Source organism: Pseudopontixanthobacter vadosimaris, assembly GCF_012979275.1.
In the GTDB taxonomy this organism is placed as follows: Bacteria; Pseudomonadota; Alphaproteobacteria; order Sphingomonadales; family Sphingomonadaceae; genus Pseudopontixanthobacter; species Pseudopontixanthobacter vadosimaris.
This window is the reverse complement of the sequence record NZ_JABASZ010000005.1, coordinates 1-16,025: the sequence shown is the minus strand read 5'-3', so window position 1 is coordinate 16,025 and position 16,025 is coordinate 1. Positions and strand designations below refer to the sequence as shown.

At 62.5% G+C, this 16,025-nt stretch carries 17 protein-coding genes; 10 read left to right on the top strand and 7 right to left on the bottom strand.

Going from position 1 to position 16,025, the window contains the following annotated elements; genetic code table 11:
* Positions 1-14 precede the first annotated feature (14 nt).
* Together HG250_RS00965 and HG250_RS00960 are read left to right on the top strand one after the other, a co-directional pair.
* Positions 15-353 carry a P-II family nitrogen regulator gene (locus tag HG250_RS00965; RefSeq protein ID WP_170001940.1) on the top strand — a complete coding sequence of 113 codons (339 nt, stop codon included), beginning with the start codon at positions 15-17 and terminating at the stop codon, positions 351-353.
* Positions 350-1,780: an ammonium transporter gene (locus tag HG250_RS00960; protein WP_240956833.1), complete on the top strand. Its 1,431-nt coding sequence runs from the start codon at positions 350-352 to the stop codon at positions 1,778-1,780. Before HG250_RS00965 ends, HG250_RS00960 begins: the two co-directional genes overlap by 4 nt.
* 118 nt (positions 1,781-1,898) lie before the next feature.
* On the opposite strand, the gene HG250_RS00955 is transcribed toward HG250_RS00960, so the two are convergent.
* The 3 genes from HG250_RS00955 to HG250_RS00945 are packed head-to-tail and all read right to left on the bottom strand — an operon-like array spanning position 1,899 to position 4,932.
* A complete protein-coding gene (locus HG250_RS00955) occupies positions 1,899-3,488 on the bottom strand; it encodes a GMC family oxidoreductase (protein WP_170001938.1) in 1,590 nt (529 codons plus the stop codon).
* A 59-nt stretch (positions 3,489-3,547) separates the two neighbouring features.
* The gene (locus tag HG250_RS00950; protein ID WP_170002004.1) at positions 3,548-4,528 is read right to left on the bottom strand and encodes a sterol desaturase family protein; all 981 of its coding nucleotides are present in this window, start codon (positions 4,526-4,528) and stop codon (positions 3,548-3,550) included.
* A 5-nt stretch (positions 4,529-4,533) separates the two neighbouring features.
* Positions 4,534-4,932, bottom strand: a complete 399-nt coding sequence (locus HG250_RS00945; protein WP_170001936.1) for a hypothetical protein — start codon at positions 4,930-4,932, stop codon at positions 4,534-4,536.
* A 78-nt stretch (positions 4,933-5,010) separates the two neighbouring features.
* Between HG250_RS00945 and HG250_RS00940 the strand changes: the two genes are divergently transcribed.
* Positions 5,011-6,465, top strand: coding sequence for an amidohydrolase (locus HG250_RS00940; RefSeq protein WP_170001934.1), 1,455 nt, complete (start codon positions 5,011-5,013; stop codon positions 6,463-6,465).
* Positions 6,466-6,469: 4 nt separating this feature from the next.
* Here the strand turns inward: HG250_RS00940 and HG250_RS00935 are convergent, their stop codons facing one another.
* Together HG250_RS00935 and HG250_RS00930 are read right to left on the bottom strand one after the other, a co-directional pair.
* Positions 6,470-6,910 carry a protein tyrosine phosphatase family protein gene (locus HG250_RS00935; RefSeq protein ID WP_170001932.1) on the bottom strand — a complete coding sequence of 147 codons (441 nt, stop codon included), beginning with the start codon at positions 6,908-6,910 and terminating at the stop codon, positions 6,470-6,472.
* The gene (locus tag HG250_RS00930; RefSeq protein ID WP_170001930.1) at positions 6,907-7,728 is read right to left on the bottom strand and encodes a TerC family protein; all 822 of its coding nucleotides are present in this window, start codon (positions 7,726-7,728) and stop codon (positions 6,907-6,909) included. Before HG250_RS00930 ends, HG250_RS00935 begins: the two co-directional genes overlap by 4 nt.
* 248 nt (positions 7,729-7,976) lie before the next feature.
* On the opposite strand from HG250_RS00930, the gene HG250_RS13015 reads away from it, so the two are divergent.
* The 7 genes from HG250_RS13015 to HG250_RS00895 all read left to right on the top strand — a co-directional run bounded on the left by HG250_RS13015 (position 7,977) and on the right by HG250_RS00895 (position 14,959).
* A complete protein-coding gene (locus HG250_RS13015) occupies positions 7,977-8,780 on the top strand; it encodes a cold-shock protein (RefSeq protein ID WP_170001928.1) in 804 nt (267 codons plus the stop codon).
* Between the two features lie 189 nt (positions 8,781-8,969).
* Entirely contained in the window at positions 8,970-10,160 is a 1,191-nt protein-coding gene (locus HG250_RS00920; RefSeq protein ID WP_170001926.1) for an aspartate aminotransferase family protein, read from the top strand.
* Positions 10,160-11,089, top strand: a complete 930-nt coding sequence (gene argF, locus HG250_RS00915; protein WP_170001925.1) for an ornithine carbamoyltransferase — start codon at positions 10,160-10,162, stop codon at positions 11,087-11,089. The genes HG250_RS00920 and argF overlap by 1 nt, the downstream gene beginning before the upstream one ends.
* Before the next feature lie 83 nt (positions 11,090-11,172).
* Positions 11,173-12,087 (top strand): Hsp33 family molecular chaperone HslO, encoded by a 915-nt coding sequence (hslO, locus tag HG250_RS00910; protein WP_170001923.1) that lies wholly within the window; start codon positions 11,173-11,175, stop codon positions 12,085-12,087.
* A gap of 66 nt (positions 12,088-12,153) precedes the next feature.
* Entirely contained in the window at positions 12,154-12,591 is a 438-nt protein-coding gene (locus tag HG250_RS00905; protein WP_240956832.1) for a DUF3617 domain-containing protein, read from the top strand.
* A gap of 60 nt (positions 12,592-12,651) precedes the next feature.
* Complete coding sequence (queC, locus tag HG250_RS00900) at positions 12,652-13,341, top strand: 7-cyano-7-deazaguanine synthase QueC (RefSeq protein ID WP_170001921.1); 690 nt, start codon at positions 12,652-12,654, stop codon at positions 13,339-13,341.
* Positions 13,328-14,959: an MFS transporter gene (locus tag HG250_RS00895; protein ID WP_170001919.1), complete on the top strand. Its 1,632-nt coding sequence runs from the start codon at positions 13,328-13,330 to the stop codon at positions 14,957-14,959. Before queC ends, HG250_RS00895 begins: the two co-directional genes overlap by 14 nt.
* Here HG250_RS00895 and HG250_RS00890 read toward each other — a convergent pair.
* Both HG250_RS00890 and HG250_RS00885 read right to left on the bottom strand, forming a co-directional pair.
* Entirely contained in the window at positions 14,946-15,413 is a 468-nt protein-coding gene (locus HG250_RS00890; RefSeq protein WP_240956831.1) for a superoxide dismutase family protein, read from the bottom strand. The genes HG250_RS00895 and HG250_RS00890 overlap by 14 nt on opposite strands.
* 157 nt (positions 15,414-15,570) lie before the next feature.
* A partial coding sequence (locus HG250_RS00885; RefSeq protein WP_170001917.1) for an OmpA family protein occupies positions 15,571-16,025 on the bottom strand: 455 nt, incomplete at its 5' end.

Below are 16,025 nucleotides of genomic sequence, written 5' to 3'. Positions count from 1 at the left end.
AAAGAGGGGGACCGATGAACTACATCATCGCCATCATCAAACCGTTCAAGCTGGACGAAGTGCGCGAGGCGCTGGGCGTCGTCGGAGTGGCCGTCATGACCGTGACGGAGGTCAAGGGGTTCGGAGACCCGAAAGGGCAGACGGAAATCTATGGCGGTGCGGAATACACCATGAACATGCTGCCCAATTTAAAGCTGGAAATTGCGGCGAGTGCGGCGCTGACGCCGCAGATCGTCGAAACGATCGAGCAGGTGGGCAGCACGGGCAGCATTGGCGACGGCAAGATCTTCGTTCGGCCGCTGAGCGCCGCGACCCGCATACGCACCGGCGAAAAAAGGGAAACCGCGCTATGAAATCCGCCCTTTCGACAGGCACCGTCTCCGGGTTCACGGCATCGCGCGGCAGGTGGGTGGCGGCTGCCGTGGTTTCCTGCCTCCCATTCACCTTCGCAGCCCGGGCTGGCGCACAAACGCTGCCCGACAACGCGGTCGGCAGCCCCATTGCGGGTGCGACGACCGACCCGCTGGTGCCGCCTGCGGCCGACATCGTCGTGGCCGTCGCCGATTCGGGCAACAATGCCTGGATGATGACCGCGACGATCCTCGTCCTGCTGATGATCCTGCCGGGCCTTGCCCTGTTCTATGGCGGGCTGACACGGTCGAAAAACATGCTGTCGACGATGACGCAGGTGGGCGGCGCGGCGACGCTGGCGATGCTGATCTGGGTCATGTGGGGCTATTCCACCGCGTTCGGGCCGGACGGAAATGCGTTCTTCAGCTGGGGCAATCCGTTCCTGTCGGGCGTGACGCCGGACTCCACGGCTGCGACCTTCAGCGACGCGGTTATCAGCGAATATGTCTTCATCAGCTTCCAGATGACCTTTGCTGCAATCACCGCTGCGCTGGTGGCAGGTGCGACGGTGGAGCGGCTGAAATTCTCGGCCCTGATGCTGTTCACCGCGATCTGGCTGACCATCGTCTATCTTCCCATCGCTCACATGGTCTGGGCCGAAGGAGGCCTGCTGTTTGCCGATGGCGCGCTCGATTTTGCAGGCGGCACCGTGGTGCATATCAACGCCGGCGTATCCGCGCTGATCCTCGCCATTTTCCTGGGCAAACGGCGCGGCTATCCGACCGAACCCATGCCGCCGCACAGCCTGACGCTGACGATGGTCGGCACGGGCCTGCTGTGGGTCGGCTGGTTCGGCTTCAACGCAGGGTCCGAACTGGAGGCCGACGGCATTGCCGGCCTCGCCATGATCAACACTTTCGTCGCCACGGCGGCAGGCGCGCTGACGTGGATGCTGATGGAGCGTTTCGCCGGACACAAGGGCAGCGCGCTGGGCTTCTGTTCCGGCGTGATTGCGGGTTTGGTGGCGGTCACTCCGGCGGCCGGCAACAGTGGTCCGTTCGGGGCGATCGTGCTTGGCATCGTCGCATCGGTGATCGCCTATTTCGTGGTGGCGAAGCTGAAAGCGCGCCTGGGCTATGACGATTCGCTGGACGTATTCGGCATCCACGGCATCGCCGGAATCGTCGGCGCAATCGGTACCGGCATCGTCTACCAGCCGCATTTCGGCGGGCCGGGTGACGGGTCGGTCGCTCTGCTCGAACAGGTCGGTATCCAGATCTGGGCGGTGGCCGTTGCGATTGTCTGGGCGGCGATCGGCACCATCATCACGGCCCTGATCGTGAAAGCCACCATCGGGCTGCGCGTCACCGAGGATGTCGAACGCGAAGGCCTCGACATCGGCGAACATGGCGAGCGCGCCTATAATTGATCCCTGAATTTACAGGGCCGGAAGCTCTCCCTCCGCCCCTGTCGATGCTGTTCCTCCCGCGAACAACGCCTTGACGGGCCAGGGCTTGCCGCTCCGGCCCTTTTTCATGCGCCGGTAACTACGCGTTCAGTGCAGCCTTGACGAAATCGGCGCAGCGTTCACCGATCATGATGCTGGGGGCATTGGTGTTGCCGCTGACGAGGCGGGGCATGATGCTGGCATCGGCCACCCACAAACCGTCGATTCCGCGCGCCTTCAACAGCGGATCGACGACGCTGTCACTGTCGGCACCCATGCGGCAGGTGCCGACCGGGTGATAGACGGTATCGGCCCGGCTGCGGATCAGGTCGTCCAGTTCGTCGTCATTGCTCAGATTCACCGGATGCCGGTCGCGCGGTTCGTGCCGGGCAAGCGGCGGAGCATCGACGATCCGGTGTGACAGGCGCACGCCGGCGCGCAGCACCGCCATGTCGCGGTCATCGTCGAGGAAATTGGGATCGATCAGCGGGGCGTCGGCCGCATCGGTGGAGGCGAGCCGCACGGTGCCGCGGCTTTCCGGCCGCAACACGCAGGCATGGAGGGAAAAACCGTGCCCCTTTACGCCGGTGCGGCCGTGGTCATCCAGCATGGCGGGAACGAAATGCCACTGCACGTCGGGCGCGGGCGCGTCCGGCTGCACCGTCCAGAACCCGCCGGCCTCGGCATAGGGCGTGGTCATCACCCCGGTCCTCTTGCGGCGGTGCTCGATCATCCCCTTCACCATGTTCAGCGTGCCTTCCAGCGAATTGCCGATGAAGGAGCGGCTCTCCGTCTCCCAGCTCGACACGTAATCGATATGGTCCTGCAGATCGCTCCCCACTGCCGGACGGTCGGCCACCACAAGGATGCCATGATCCCGCAGGTGATCCGCCGGGCCGATGCCCGACAGCATCAGCAATTGCGGCGAATTGAACGTGCCCGCACTCAGGATCACGCCGCCGCGCGCGGTGACGGTGCGGCGGCGATTGCCGGCGCGATAGGTTACGCCGGTGACCCGCCCGTCCGTGATCTCGAGCTTCTCGACCGTTACGCCGATCCGCACGTCGAGACTGCGCTGTTTGCGAAGCGGTTCGACATAGGCGCGGCTGGCGGACCAGCGTTCGCCATCCTTCTGCGTGACCTGGAACAGGCCGAAGCCCGCCTGATCGCCATCGTTGAAATCATCGGTGACCGGCAATTGCAGGGCGGCGGCGCTGTCGATGAATTCGCGGCTGCCGGGGTTGGGCCAATGCTGATCGGATACGTAAAGCGGGCCATCGCCGCCGTGGTAGCGACTGGAGCCGCGCTCATTATGTTCGCTGCGGCGGAACCAGGGCAGCACATCGTCATAGGCCCAGCCGGTGCAGCCCAGCGCCGCCCAATTGTCGTAATCCCATTTATTGCCGCGAATGTAGATCATGGCGTTGATCGCGCTCGACCCGCCGAGTCCCTTGCCGCGCGGCTGATACCCGATGCGCCCGTTCAGCCCCTTCTGCGGCACGGTATCGTAGCGATAGTTCTGGCTGCCGCGCAGGAAAGGCATGAAGCCCGGCGTCTTGACCAGCATGTCGTTGTTGCGTCCGCCCGCTTCGAGCAGGCAGACCTTCCGCGTGCCGTCCTCCGCCAGCCGGCCAGCCGCCGCACTACCGGCGCTGCCGCCGCCCACGACCACGATGTCGAATTCGTCCATGTCTCTCTCCCGCCCCACTCTGTGATGCTGGCTGGTTGTCCCGGCCTTTGCGGGTGAGGTTAGGGTGGTGGCGGGCGCGCTGCAATCGCCTTCTGCATCGTAGGCAGCCCGGATTGTGCTGACAGCGAGCAGTCGCAGGGTTCATCCGGGGGTTGCGGCTGCTTTTGCCGGGCGAGCCATTCCTCGCGGATGACCGCGCTGCTCTTGCGCGAACCGTCGTGGCTCCAGCCGGGTTCGCGCCACAGATAGGATAGTTTGTGGCGCCAGGGCGCCGCGTAAACATCGCGCGCCATGCCGATCCATTCATGCAGCACGGCCCAGATCAGGTTGAAGCTGCCCAGTTGCGTGACGATGCCGTAACGCGGTCGCTCCGCATCGTCCTCCCGTTCGAAAGTGCCGAACATCCGGTCCCAGATGATGAAGGTGCCGGCGAAGTTCCGGTCGAGATAGACGGGGTTGGTCGCATGGTGGACGCGGTGGTGGCTGGGGGTGTTCATCACCGCCTCGAACCAGCGTGGCAGCCTGTCGATGGCTTCGGTATGGATCCAGAACTGGTAGATCAGGTTCAGCCCGCCGCAGAAGATTATCATGGCCGGATGGAACCCCGCCAGCGCCAGCGGCAGGCGGAAGACGAAGCTCATCGCGATAAAGCCGGTCCAGCTTTGCCTGAGCGCCGTCGACAGATTGTAATGCTGGCTGGAATGATGGTTCACATGACTGGCCCAGAACCAGCGGATGCGGTGCGCGCTTCGGTGAAAGCAATAATAGGCGAGATCGTCCAGCACGAAGCACAGCGGCCAGACCCACCAGTCCCAGCCGATCGTCATCAGGCGGACATCATAGGCCAGGAACAGCAGGGCAAGGACCAGACTGCCCGTCAGCGCGCCCGCCACCGTGCTGCCGAGGCCAAAGGCGAGGCTGACCGCCATATCGCGCGATTCGTAAGCATGACGGGCCTGCCGACGCGCCCAGATCATCTCAATAAGCACGAGCAGAACGAAGGCGGGTACGGCATAATCGACAGGGGAGAAATCGGGCATGGTGATCAGTCCGCTCCGCCGATCCGGCGTTCCCATGATGCGGCGTCCTCGCCAAGATCCAGCGCGACCTTGCCGAACCGCCTGTCCGCCGGATCGACGGTGAGCAACCCGTCCCGCCTTTCGGCAGCGGCCCCGGCGGCAAGCACGCGCGCGGCATGGTGCGTTCCGTGAGTTCGTAGCAGCATGATCCTGCCGTCATCGTCGGCAAGGAGAGCCGCGTGGCCGGTCCTGTCCAGCGCGGTGTCGACAGGCTGAAAGGAATGGTCGGCCTCCTGTGCCAGGCGGCGGGCATCGTCCGCATCCCGAATAGCGCGGTCGCGGCCAAGATCCAGCCTGCGAACGAGCCAGACGAGCAGCACCACGGACAACAGCGATCCACCAAATTGCAGAAGCTGGTCGGGCATCGCGCGGCTTTCCTTCCCTCTCCCACTGGCGTTTCATGCCGGGCTGGGCATATTAACGCGCATCGAGGGGGAAATGCCATGAAAACAGCCATCCGAACAACTTCGTCCTTCACTGCGCTCCTGCCTGCGCTCGCGCTCGCCGCCGGTTCGGCGAATGCGCAGACGCCGACTGCCGCTTTCGATCCCATTGCCGCGGTCGAGGCGCAGGCGAATCGCACCGCGCAGGTCGCGCGCGACATCTGGGAGTTCGCCGAGGTCGGCTATCAGGAAGAACGCTCCAGCGCCTTGTTGCAGAGCCAGTTGGCCGAGGAAGGCTTCTCCATCCGCAAGGGCGTGGCAGGCATCCCGACCGCTTTCGTCGCGGAATATGGCAGCGGCGGCCCGGTCATCGCCATTCTCGCCGAATTCGATGCCCTGCCCGGTCTCAGCCAGTCGGACGATCCGGTCCGCACCGAAGTCGCAGGGCGCCATGCCGCCCACGCCTGCGGCCACAATCTGTTCGGCGCAGGGTCGCTGACGGCGGCGATCGCCGTGCGTCGATGGCTGGAGGCGACGGGAACGCCGGGCCGTGTGCGCCTGTACGGCGCCCCGGCAGAGGAAGGCGGATCGGGCAAGGTCTACATGGTGCGCGAAGGCCTGTTCGACGATGTGGACGTGGCGCTGCACTGGCATGCCGACGACCGGAACAGCGCCGCCGCGCGCACGACCCTGGCCAATCGCAGCGCCAAGTTCCGGTTCCGGGGCCAGTCCGCTCATGCCGCCGGCGCGCCCGACCGCGGGCGTTCCGCGCTGGACGGCGTGGAAGCCTTCAACATGATGGCGAACATGATGCGCGAACATGTGCCGCAGGATTCGCGCATCCATTACGTCATCACCGAAGGCGGGAACGCACCCAATGTCGTGCCCGATTTCGCCGAGGTATTCTATTACGTGCGCCATCCCGATCCCGCCGGCGTCGAAGCGATCTGGAGCCGTCTGGAACAGGCGGCGCGGGGTGCGGCGATGGGCACCGGTGTCGAGGTCGATTGGGAGATCATCCACGGCAACAATCCGCTGCTGGTGAACGAGGCACTGGCGCGGATGATGGACGACAAGCTGCGGCAGGTGGGCGGGGTGACCTATACGCCGGAAGAACGCGCCTTTGCCGAACGCCTGGCGGTCAGCCTGGGCGATGCGGCGCAGCCGCTGGAACAGGCACAGCGTATTGAACCCTATTCGAAATCGCTGGGCTACGGTTCGACCGATGTGGGGGATGTGTCCTACGCCGCGCCGACCGTGGGCCTCAGGACCGCCACCTGGGTGCCGGGGACCAGCGCGCATAGCTGGCAATCGGCGGCAGCCAGCGGTTCGTCCATCGGCTTCAAGGGCGCGCAGGTCGCCGCCAAGACACTGGCCTTGGCAGCGGTCGAACTGTTCACCAATCCGCAATTGCGCGCAGCGGCGAAAGCGGAATTCGAAGCAGCGCGGGGCGAGGGTTACGAGTACAGATCGCTGCTTGGCGACCGCGATCCACCCCTCGATTACCGCGAGTGACGGATTAGTCGGTGCTGCGGGCGGCGAGCGTTTCCATGGCGGAGCGGACCGGCGCGACGTCGTAGCCCGCCTCTGCCGCGCTTTGCGCGATGGCGGCAGGGTCATCGCCTTCCGCCGCGCGGGCGAGCGCCCATAGCAGGGTCGAACGCGTCCCGCTCCGGCAATAGGCCAGAACCTTGCCTTCCGCCTCGTTCAGCGCCGCCGCCATCCTTTCGACAGCCTCGGCTCCGAAGCCGGCCTGACCAATGGGTATCGCGCAATAATCGATGCCGGCGGCTCGGGCGGCTTCGGCTATGCTCGCGCCGGTCGGCTGCCCGGGTTCTTCCCCGTCGGGACGATTGTTGACAATCAGCGTCACGCCGCGCTCGACTGCTTCGGCAACGGCGTCGCAATCAATCTGCGGACTTGCAAGAACCCGCTCCGACAATGTCCGGAAATCGCTCATGTCGCAGATACCTCACCCGCTTCGTCTGCGGCCGCTGCGCGCTCTTTCGCACGCCGGTCACGCTGGACCATGTTGAGCAATTCGACCCCGACCGAAAAGCCCATCGCAGCGTATATATAGCCTTTCGGAACGTGGAAGCCGAAGCCATCCGCAATCAGCACCAGGCCGATCATGACCAGGAAGGCCAGGGCCAGCATCACCAGCGTGGGGTTCCGGTCGATGAAGCGCGACAGCGGATTGGCGGCCACCAGCATGATGCCGACCGTAATGACCACGGCCGTGACCATGATGGGTATCTCGTCGGTCATGCCGACCGCGGTGAGGATCGAATCGATGGAGAAGACCATATCGATGGCGATGATCTGTGCGATGGCTGCTGTGAAGGTGATCTCCGCTGCTCCCGCAGTCTTGTCCAGCAGGTCGCCCGATTTGTCTTCCGGCTCCATCGAATGATGGATTTCCTTGGTCGCCTTCCAGAGCAGGAACAATCCGCCGACCAGCAGGATGAGATCGCGTCCGGAAAAGGCGGTTTCAAATGTCGGCGCGCCATATTCGTTGGGCGTTCCCTCGATGCCGAGGTCGAACAGCGGCGTCTGCAATGTGACCAGCCAGCCGATCAGCATCAGCATTCCGATTCGCATGACGAGGGCAAGGAGCAGGCCGATACGGCGGGCCTTTTCCTGCTGATGCGCGGGCAATTTGTTCGACAGGATCGCGATAAAGATCAGATTGTCGATGCCCAGTACCACTTCCAGCACGATCAGGGTCAGCAGGGCGGCCCAGGCGGCCGGGTCCGACAGAAGAGCGACAATGTCCATGCTGCCGCTCCTGCCCAGTCCCGCATCATCACGCAAGTGCGTGGTGCTGCCACCATGCCAAAATGTCACAATTACAGTTCAGCAGGGATGCATGACTTAAATAATTCGCATGACCGGCTATTGTGGGCTATGGTAATGGTTTCAGAGGCGGGGATACGAACCTAATCGTGTTTCGCCAGCTCCGGCGCGGTCCGTCCACGCAGCCGGTTCGGGGAAGAGGGCGGCGAGACGAAGGTACGTTCTGGACTATGGGTTACGATAAAGGCCGCCGTGGCCGCGGCAGGGACAAGCGCGACGGATTCGGGGAAGACAGCTTCGACCCCTTCGGTGGCGGCGGAGACAATTTCGGTGGCGGCGGCGACCGGTTCGGCGGAGGTGGCGATCGCTTCGGCGGCGGCGGCGATCGCTTCGGCGGTGGCGGCGATCGTTTCGGTGGTGGCGGTGACCGTTTCGGCGGTGGCGGAAATCGCGGTGGCGGCTTCGGCGGCGGCGCTGGCGGCGGACGTCCCGCTGGGGGCGGCGGCGGCTTCAACCGCATGCCCGCACAGGTCGTCGGGACCGGTAAGGGAACCGTGAAGTTCTTCAATTCGCAGAAGGGCTTCGGCTTCGTTGCACAGGAAGGCGGCGGCGAAGATGTCTTCGTGCACATCAGCGCTGTCGAACGTGCCGGTCTCGAAGGCCTTGCCGAAGGGCAGGAACTCGAATTCAACCTCGTTGATCGGGGCGGCAAGATTTCGGCTCAGGATTTGCAGGTCGTTGGCGACGTGATCCCCGTTTCGGGCGGCGCAGGCGGCGACCGGGCGGAGCGCGGTGCCCCGCAGCGGGAACTGACTGGCGAGAAGGCAACCGGCACGGTCAAGTTCTTCAACGCCATGAAGGGATTCGGCTTCATCGTTCGTGACGATGGCCAGCCTGACGCTTTCGTGCATATCAGCGCGGTCGAGCGTTCGGGTCTGCGCGAGATCAATGAAGGCGACAAGTTCGAATTCGATCTCGAAGTCGACCGCCGCGGCAAGCATTCCGCGGTCAATCTGGTCCCAATCCAGAACTGACGACGAGGGAGGATTCGGGCGGTTGCCGTCCAGTCCTCCCGCCAGGCTTTGGCCGCTGACGATGTTCTGCAAATGGCGGCTTCCTTGACGGGCGCCGCCATTTGCCGTTTCAGGCGGCAATCTGTGCCGATCGCCCTCACTTGCCGCGGTCGCGCACGAAAATACTGTTAACCCAAAGGATCATGCCGCATGTCGATCACTCCGCTGATGCCCGTCTATCCTCGTTGCGACGTGCGACCGGTGCGTGGGGAAAACTGTCATCTGATCGATGAGGACGGCACCCGCTATCTGGATTTTGCCAGCGGTATCGCGGTCAATCTGCTCGGCCATTCGCATCCGGGCCTGATCGGTGCCATCCAGCGTCAGGCGGAAACGCTGATGCATGTGTCCAATCTGTATGGCAGCCCGCAGGGTGAACGGCTGGCGCAGCAACTGGTTGACAAGACTTTCGCGGATACGGTGTTCTTCACGAACTCGGGCGCTGAAGCGGTCGAGACCGCCATCAAGACCGCTCGTGCCTATCACCAGTCGGGGGGTGACGAGAAACGGACGGAACTGATCACCTTTGCGAATGCGTTCCACGGCCGCACGATGGCGACGATCAGCGCATCGAATCAGGAAAAGATGCACAAGGGCTTTCAGCCGCTGCTTCCCGGCTTTCGCTATGCGGAATGGAACGATCTGGAATCGGCGAAGGCGTTGATGGGGCCGAACACCGCAGGCTTTCTCGTCGAACCGATCCAGGGAGAAGGGGGTATCCGTCCCGCCAGCCAGGAATTCCTGGCCGGATTGCGGGCTTTGGCCGACAAGCATGATTTGATGCTGGTTCTGGACGAAGTGCAATGCGGCGTTGCCCGCACCGGCAGACTTTATGCACATGAACTGTATGGCATTACACCGGACATCATGGCTACCGCCAAGGGCATCGGCGGCGGGTTCCCGCTCGGTGCCTGTCTCGCCACGGAAAAAGCCGCGCGCGGGATGACCTTCGGCACGCATGGATCGACCTATGGCGGCAATCCGCTGGCGATGGCCGCCGGCAGCGCCGTCATCGACGCGGTTGCAAACGAGGAATTTCTCGCAAGCGTGCGGGAGAAGGGCGATCGGATACGCAGCGGGCTCGAGCAGTTCATCGGCAATTATCCGCATCTATTCGAATCGGTGCGCGGCGCAGGCCTCATGCTGGGTCTCAAGATGAAGGTCGAAAGCCGCCCCTTCTTCGTTCACCTGCGCGACAATCACCAGCTTCTTACGGTGGCGGCGGGCGACAACACGCTGCGGCTGCTTCCCCCCCTGGTAGTGGGTGAGGCGGAGATAGAGGAGTTCTTCGGCAAACTTTCCGCCGGAGCCGACGATTACATCGTGCCGGACGCTGTCTGATGAATGTCCGGCATTTTCTCGCTCTGTCTGCCGCCGGGCCGGATGCGCTGAATGCGATGATCGACGATGCCCTGACACGCAAAGCGGCGCGAGAGGGATTGCGAAAAGGTGCGCGCGATGCCGATGCGCCGCTGGATGGCTACCTTCTGGCGATGATCTTCGAGAAGAACTCCACACGTACCCGCGTCAGTTTCGACGTTGCCATGCGCCAGCTGGGGGGCAGTGCACTCATCATGGAAGCCGGGTCGACGCAGATCGGGCGCGGCGAAAGCGTCGCCGACACGGCTCGCGTGCTGAGCCGCATGGTCGACGCCATCATGATCCGCACCGACGATCATGCCAAGATCGAGGAACTGGCCCATCATGCGACAGTGCCGATCATCAACGGTTTGACGGACCGGTCGCATCCCTGTCAGATCGTCGCCGATCTGCTGACCCTGGCGGAAAATGGCAAGACGCTTGAGGGGCTAGAACTCGCCTGGTTCGGCGATGGGAACAACGTGCTGAATTCTATTCTCGAAGCAGCCGGTTTGTTGAAGTTCAATGTGCGCATAGCCGTCCCGCAAGGGTATGATCCCGATGCCGCCTTTCTGGCGCAGGCGCGCAGCAACGGTGCTCGGGTGACGATCACCCGTGACCCGGCAGAAGCAGCTGACTCTGCCGATGTGATCGTGACCGATACCTGGGTTTCCATGGGGCAGGATCATGCCGCGCCGAAGCTGGCTGCCATGGCTCCGTACCAGGTGAACGATGGCCTGCTGGCGAAAGCGAAACCGGGTGCGGTGTTCCTGCACTGCCTGCCGGCCCATGTGGGCGAAGAAGTCAGCGAATCGGTTTTCGAAGGATCACGATCGCTCGTGTTTGACGAGGCTGAGAATCGCGTCCATGCGCAGAAATCGATCCTGCTGTGGTGCTTCGGCAAACTCTGACCTGCAAGTTGCGGTCTGGGGCGTCTGTCTTGCAGCGTCTGGCAGGTCTTTGAATCGGCCGCCCGCTTCCCATATGGGGGCGAATGACACAAAGCAGCTCCCTTGTCTCCCGCAGTTCCGAGGAAACCTATGCCGACCAGGTGATGGGGTTTACCATCGCATCGCGGAATGTACGCGGCCGCGTTGCAAGGCTTGACAAGTCGATAGACGCGATCCTCGCTGCCCATGACTATCCGCCGGCAATCACCCACTGCCTGGCGGAGGCGCTGGTCCTGTCTGCACTGATCGGCAGCCTGGTAAAGGAAGAAGGCAGTCAGATGACGATGCAGGCGCAAACGCAGGGTGGCGTGATCCGGCTGCTCGCCTGCGACTACAAGGGCGGCGAATTGCGCGGATATGTCGATTTTGACGCGGATCGGCTGAATGAGCTTGGGGCAAATCCGTCGCTCAGGGCGCTGTTTGGTGAAGGCTATCTGGCTTTGACCTTTGATCGGACGGGTGGAAAAGGCAGATATCAGGGAATCGTGCCACTCGAAGGCGAGACGCTGGGTGAGGCATGCGAATCCTACTTCGTGCAATCGGAGCAGGTGCCGACGCTGATTCGGGTCGCCGTGCAGAAAGGTCCGAACGGCTGCATCGCCGGCGGCCTTCTGGTGCAGCATCTTGCCGATGGAGAAGAGGGCAGGGAGCGATTGCACGTGCGCCTCGATCATCCCGAATGGGATCATGTCGCGATCCTGGCGAGCAGCATTCGTCATGACGAACTGGCGGATGCGGATCTTTCTCTGGAGGCTCTCGTCTGGCGGCTGTTTCATGAAGAAGACCAGGTGAGGATCCAGTCCGGCGCGAAGCTCGTGCGAGGCTGCCGTTGCTCGGTCGATCACTACCGATCGATCATCTCTCGTTTCGCGCCCGCAGAACAGGACGAGATGAGGGACGATGATGGGAAAATAATGGTCGATTGTGCGTTCTGTTCAAAGACGTTCGAGATTCTATGAGACGCCTCTGCGCTGCAGTTGCGTCTCTCATCCGAACGCAACCTCCCTGTCTCGGTTGGAAGTAGAATGATGATCCAGAAATGGCCGGAGCATTTTCGCTCACTCGGAAAGTTGCACCTGTCGGCAGCCCTGCTTGCCGTGCCCCTCGCCGTGGCCGGCTACCCGGCGATCGCCCAGGCGCCCGAACTGCATATGTTGAACAATGTCGATCGCGGGGTTTGGCAACTGCGTTATCGTAGTGGTAGCGGCCCGAAGAACATCTGCGTGAGGAACGGGCAGGAACTGATCAAGCTGAAGCACGCCGCAAACGACTGCAACCGGTTCGTGGTCGAGAATGGTTCGAAGCAAGTGACTGTGCAGTACACCTGCCAGGGAAATGGCTATGGCCGAACCAGCATCCGCAGGGAAACCGCACGTCTCGTGCAGATCGACAGTCAGGGGATTTCCGGCGGTATGCCGTTCGAGCTTTCAGCGGAAGCGCGCCGGACAGGGGCTTGCCGCTAGCAGCCGCGAATCGGGAAAAACTCGTTGAAGGCTGCAGGCCTACGCCCTAGCGCAGGACACATGAAATCGATACAGGACAGCATCGCCGTCGTGCTGCTTTCGGGCGGACTGGATTCCATGGTTTCTGCGGCAATTGCTGCCGAGCAGGGTTTCAAGGTCCATGCCCTCACGGTAAATTATGGGCAGCGCCACGCCTGCGAGATTGCAGCGGCGGAAAAGATCGCGACAAAGCTGGGCGTGGCGCGCCACGTCGTCACCTCGCTCGATATGCGTCCTTTCGGCGGATCGGCCCTGACCGCTGACATCGCTGTGCCGAAAGCGGGCCTGTCCGAAGGGATACCGGTCACTTATGTACCGGCGCGTAATCTGGTGTTTCTTGCGCTCACCACCGCGTTTGCGGAGGCGAGCGGATCGTCGGACATCTTCATTGGCGTAAATGCTCTCGATTATTCCGGATATCCCGACTGCCGCCCAGATTTCATAGCTTCTTTCGAAGAAACCGCGCGTCTGGCCACCAAGGCCGGCGTAGAAGGCAGCGGGATCAATGTTCATGCTCCATTACAGCATATGAGCAAGGCGGACATCGCGCGTGAAACGGCGCGCCTGTCGCTGGATCCTGCCTGGAGCTGGTCGTGCTACGATCCGACAACCCAAGGCCTGGCCTGCGGCACCTGCGACAGCTGCCGCCTGCGGCGAAAGGGCTTTACCGAAGCAGGATTGATCGACAATACTGCTTATGCCGGGGAATAGGCTGGCGAAAAATCGTTTCAGGAGAGATCGGTTGAACGCAGAGCAGGCTCCACCGGTCAGGGTGGACGCGAATCAACCGGTAGCGGGCTATAGCTGGTACGCCCTCAGCGTATTGGTGCTGATCTACGTCCTTAACTTCGTCGATCGGCAGATCCTGTCGATTCTGGCAAACGACATCAAGGCCGACCTGGGGGTAGAAGACGACTATCTCGGGTTCCTATACGGCACGGCCTTTGCGGTCTTCTATGCTCTTTTCGGCATTCCGCTCGGCAAATTGGCGGATAGCTGGAAGCGGGTGCGACTGATGAGCATCGGCCTGGCGCTCTGGTCGACAATGACGGCATTGTCGGGCTTCGCCAAGAATGGCGCCGTGCTGACCTTCGCGCGCGCAGGGGTCGGAATCGGCGAGGCAACGGCAAGCCCCTCTGCCTATTCGCTGATTTCCGACTGGTTTCCGGCGCGCCTGCGGGCCACGGCCCTCGCCATCTATTCATCTGGCCTCTATATCGGCGGCGGCATTTCGCTGCTCATCGGCGGGTTGATCGTCGAGGAATGGAACTCGGCCTATCCCAAAGGTGGGCCATTCGACCTAGCCGGCTGGCAGGTTGCCTTCATCGCTGTGGGCCTGCCGGGATTGCTGCTGGCGCTTTGGGTGCTGACCCTGCGCGAACCTGTCCGCGGAGCAATAGATGGAATGCCGACCAGGCACGATCCGCACCCGTTTCGTGGCTTCTTTGCCGAATTGCTGCAGATCATCCCGCCATTCACCCTGATCGGCGCCGGATTGCGCGGAATGGGTGCTCTCGCAATCAACATCGCCGGGGCGATCGTCATAGCTCTTGTTGCCTGGGCCCTCATCATACTCACCGGCGTTCGTGACCAGTGGGTTTTCCTCGGCGTTGGCTATTATGCTATCTTCAGCTGGGTCGTGGCGCTGCATTCACGTGATCTGCCAACTTTTCGGCTGACATGGGCGTCGCCGGCATTTCTTTGCACGATTCTGGGATATGGGATGGTGGCGTTCACCGCCTACACGATGTCCTATTGGACTGCGCCTTACGCCGAACGGGTTTTCCTGGTCCCAAAAACCGAATTGGGTCTCGCCATCGGCGCTCCTGCTGCTGTAGCGGGTTTCCTGGGAGTGATCCTGGGCGGCAGAGTCGCCGATTATCTGTTCGAACGCTATGCGGCCGGGCGGGTCTTCGTCATCATGTTCGGCCTGCTCACACCCGTGCCCGTGGCCTATTTCATGTACAACACCGGCAATCTGACGCTGTTCTACATACTTGCGTTCATGGCACAGATGTTATCCGCATCGGCGCTGGGGGCCGCAGCCGCGACCAGCCAGGCACTCGTTCTGCCAAGAATGCGCGGTATTGCCACCGCCACATTCTTCCTGGCCACCACTTTGGTGGGTCTCGCGCTCGGTCCGTTCACGGCCGGCTACGTGTCGGCGATGAATGGCGACGATCTTGGCAAGGGAGTGCTCGCTACCCTATGGGCAGCCCCCATCGGTTTCGTATTGCTTGTCGCGGCCATCAGATTGGTCCCGGCGGCAAGTGCAAACATGGTCCGTATTGCACAGGACGCCGGGGAAGAGAGCATCACGACCGCATAAGAACGCCGCATGCAATCCGTGATCCAGCGGCTCCTGCGGGCTCGGTGCGGTAATCATCCGGCCCGCTGTGAATCATTACTGCCGTGCCGTCGCTGTCGAAGAGCCATTCCATGACCTGCTGATGGGTTCCGCTGAGATCCGCCGTCAGCGAACCGCGACCGGAAGGCTCCACTCGCAGGTTGGGCAGATCCCCAAAATGCGCACCGGCAGGGTTCAAGGTTCCATGCTCCTGATCCGTAGGGTTGAGGTGCCCACCGGCTGAGGTAAAGTCCGGTGCCGTACATTGTCCGGTCGTGTGCAGATGGAACCCGTGCACGCCCGAAGGAGCGGCCGTAGTGGTAACCGCAACAGACAGGGTGTTGCCGCGCTCCAGCACTTGTGCGGTACCCACTTGCACGCCGTCCGCGCGCATGAGGTTTGCGGTTGCGAGCGTCTGCTCGCCCATTGCGTCCATTGTAGAACAGCCCGCCAGCATCAGGGACGCAGCAGTCAAGCTCGTTGCTAAATAAGGGGTCATGATCTTTCCTGTTTTGCCTGAAACTACTTGACCAACGCAAAAGGGGCCGGATTTCTCCGGCCCCTTTCCAGTATCTTTTCGCGTGTGGCGAAAATTACATGCCCGAACCCGGACCGTACGTGATTTCCACGCGACGGTTCTGCAGTTCGCGAACGCCATCGGCGGTCGGGACACGGGGATTGGCTTCACCAAAAGCTTCGCTGTTGATGCTGCTGGTCGGGAGACCGCGACCGGTGAGGTAAGCACGGACCGAAGCATTACGACGCTCAGCCAGGCCGAGGTTGTAAGCGACGGTGCCCGAGCGGTCGGTGTAACCTGCCAGCATGACCGAGGCATTACCGCAGTTACGATAAGCCGTTGCCGCATTGTCCAGGATCGAAGCCGCTTCCGGCGTGATCGTCGATTCATCCCAGTTGAAGAAGACGATATACGGACCCGTGTTGCACTGCACCTGAGTAGGCGGCGGCGGGGGCGGCGGCGGCGGGGGCGGCACAGCGGGAGCCGGGAACTGACCGCGCTGAACGCGATCCATCCGAATGCCTGCCCTGC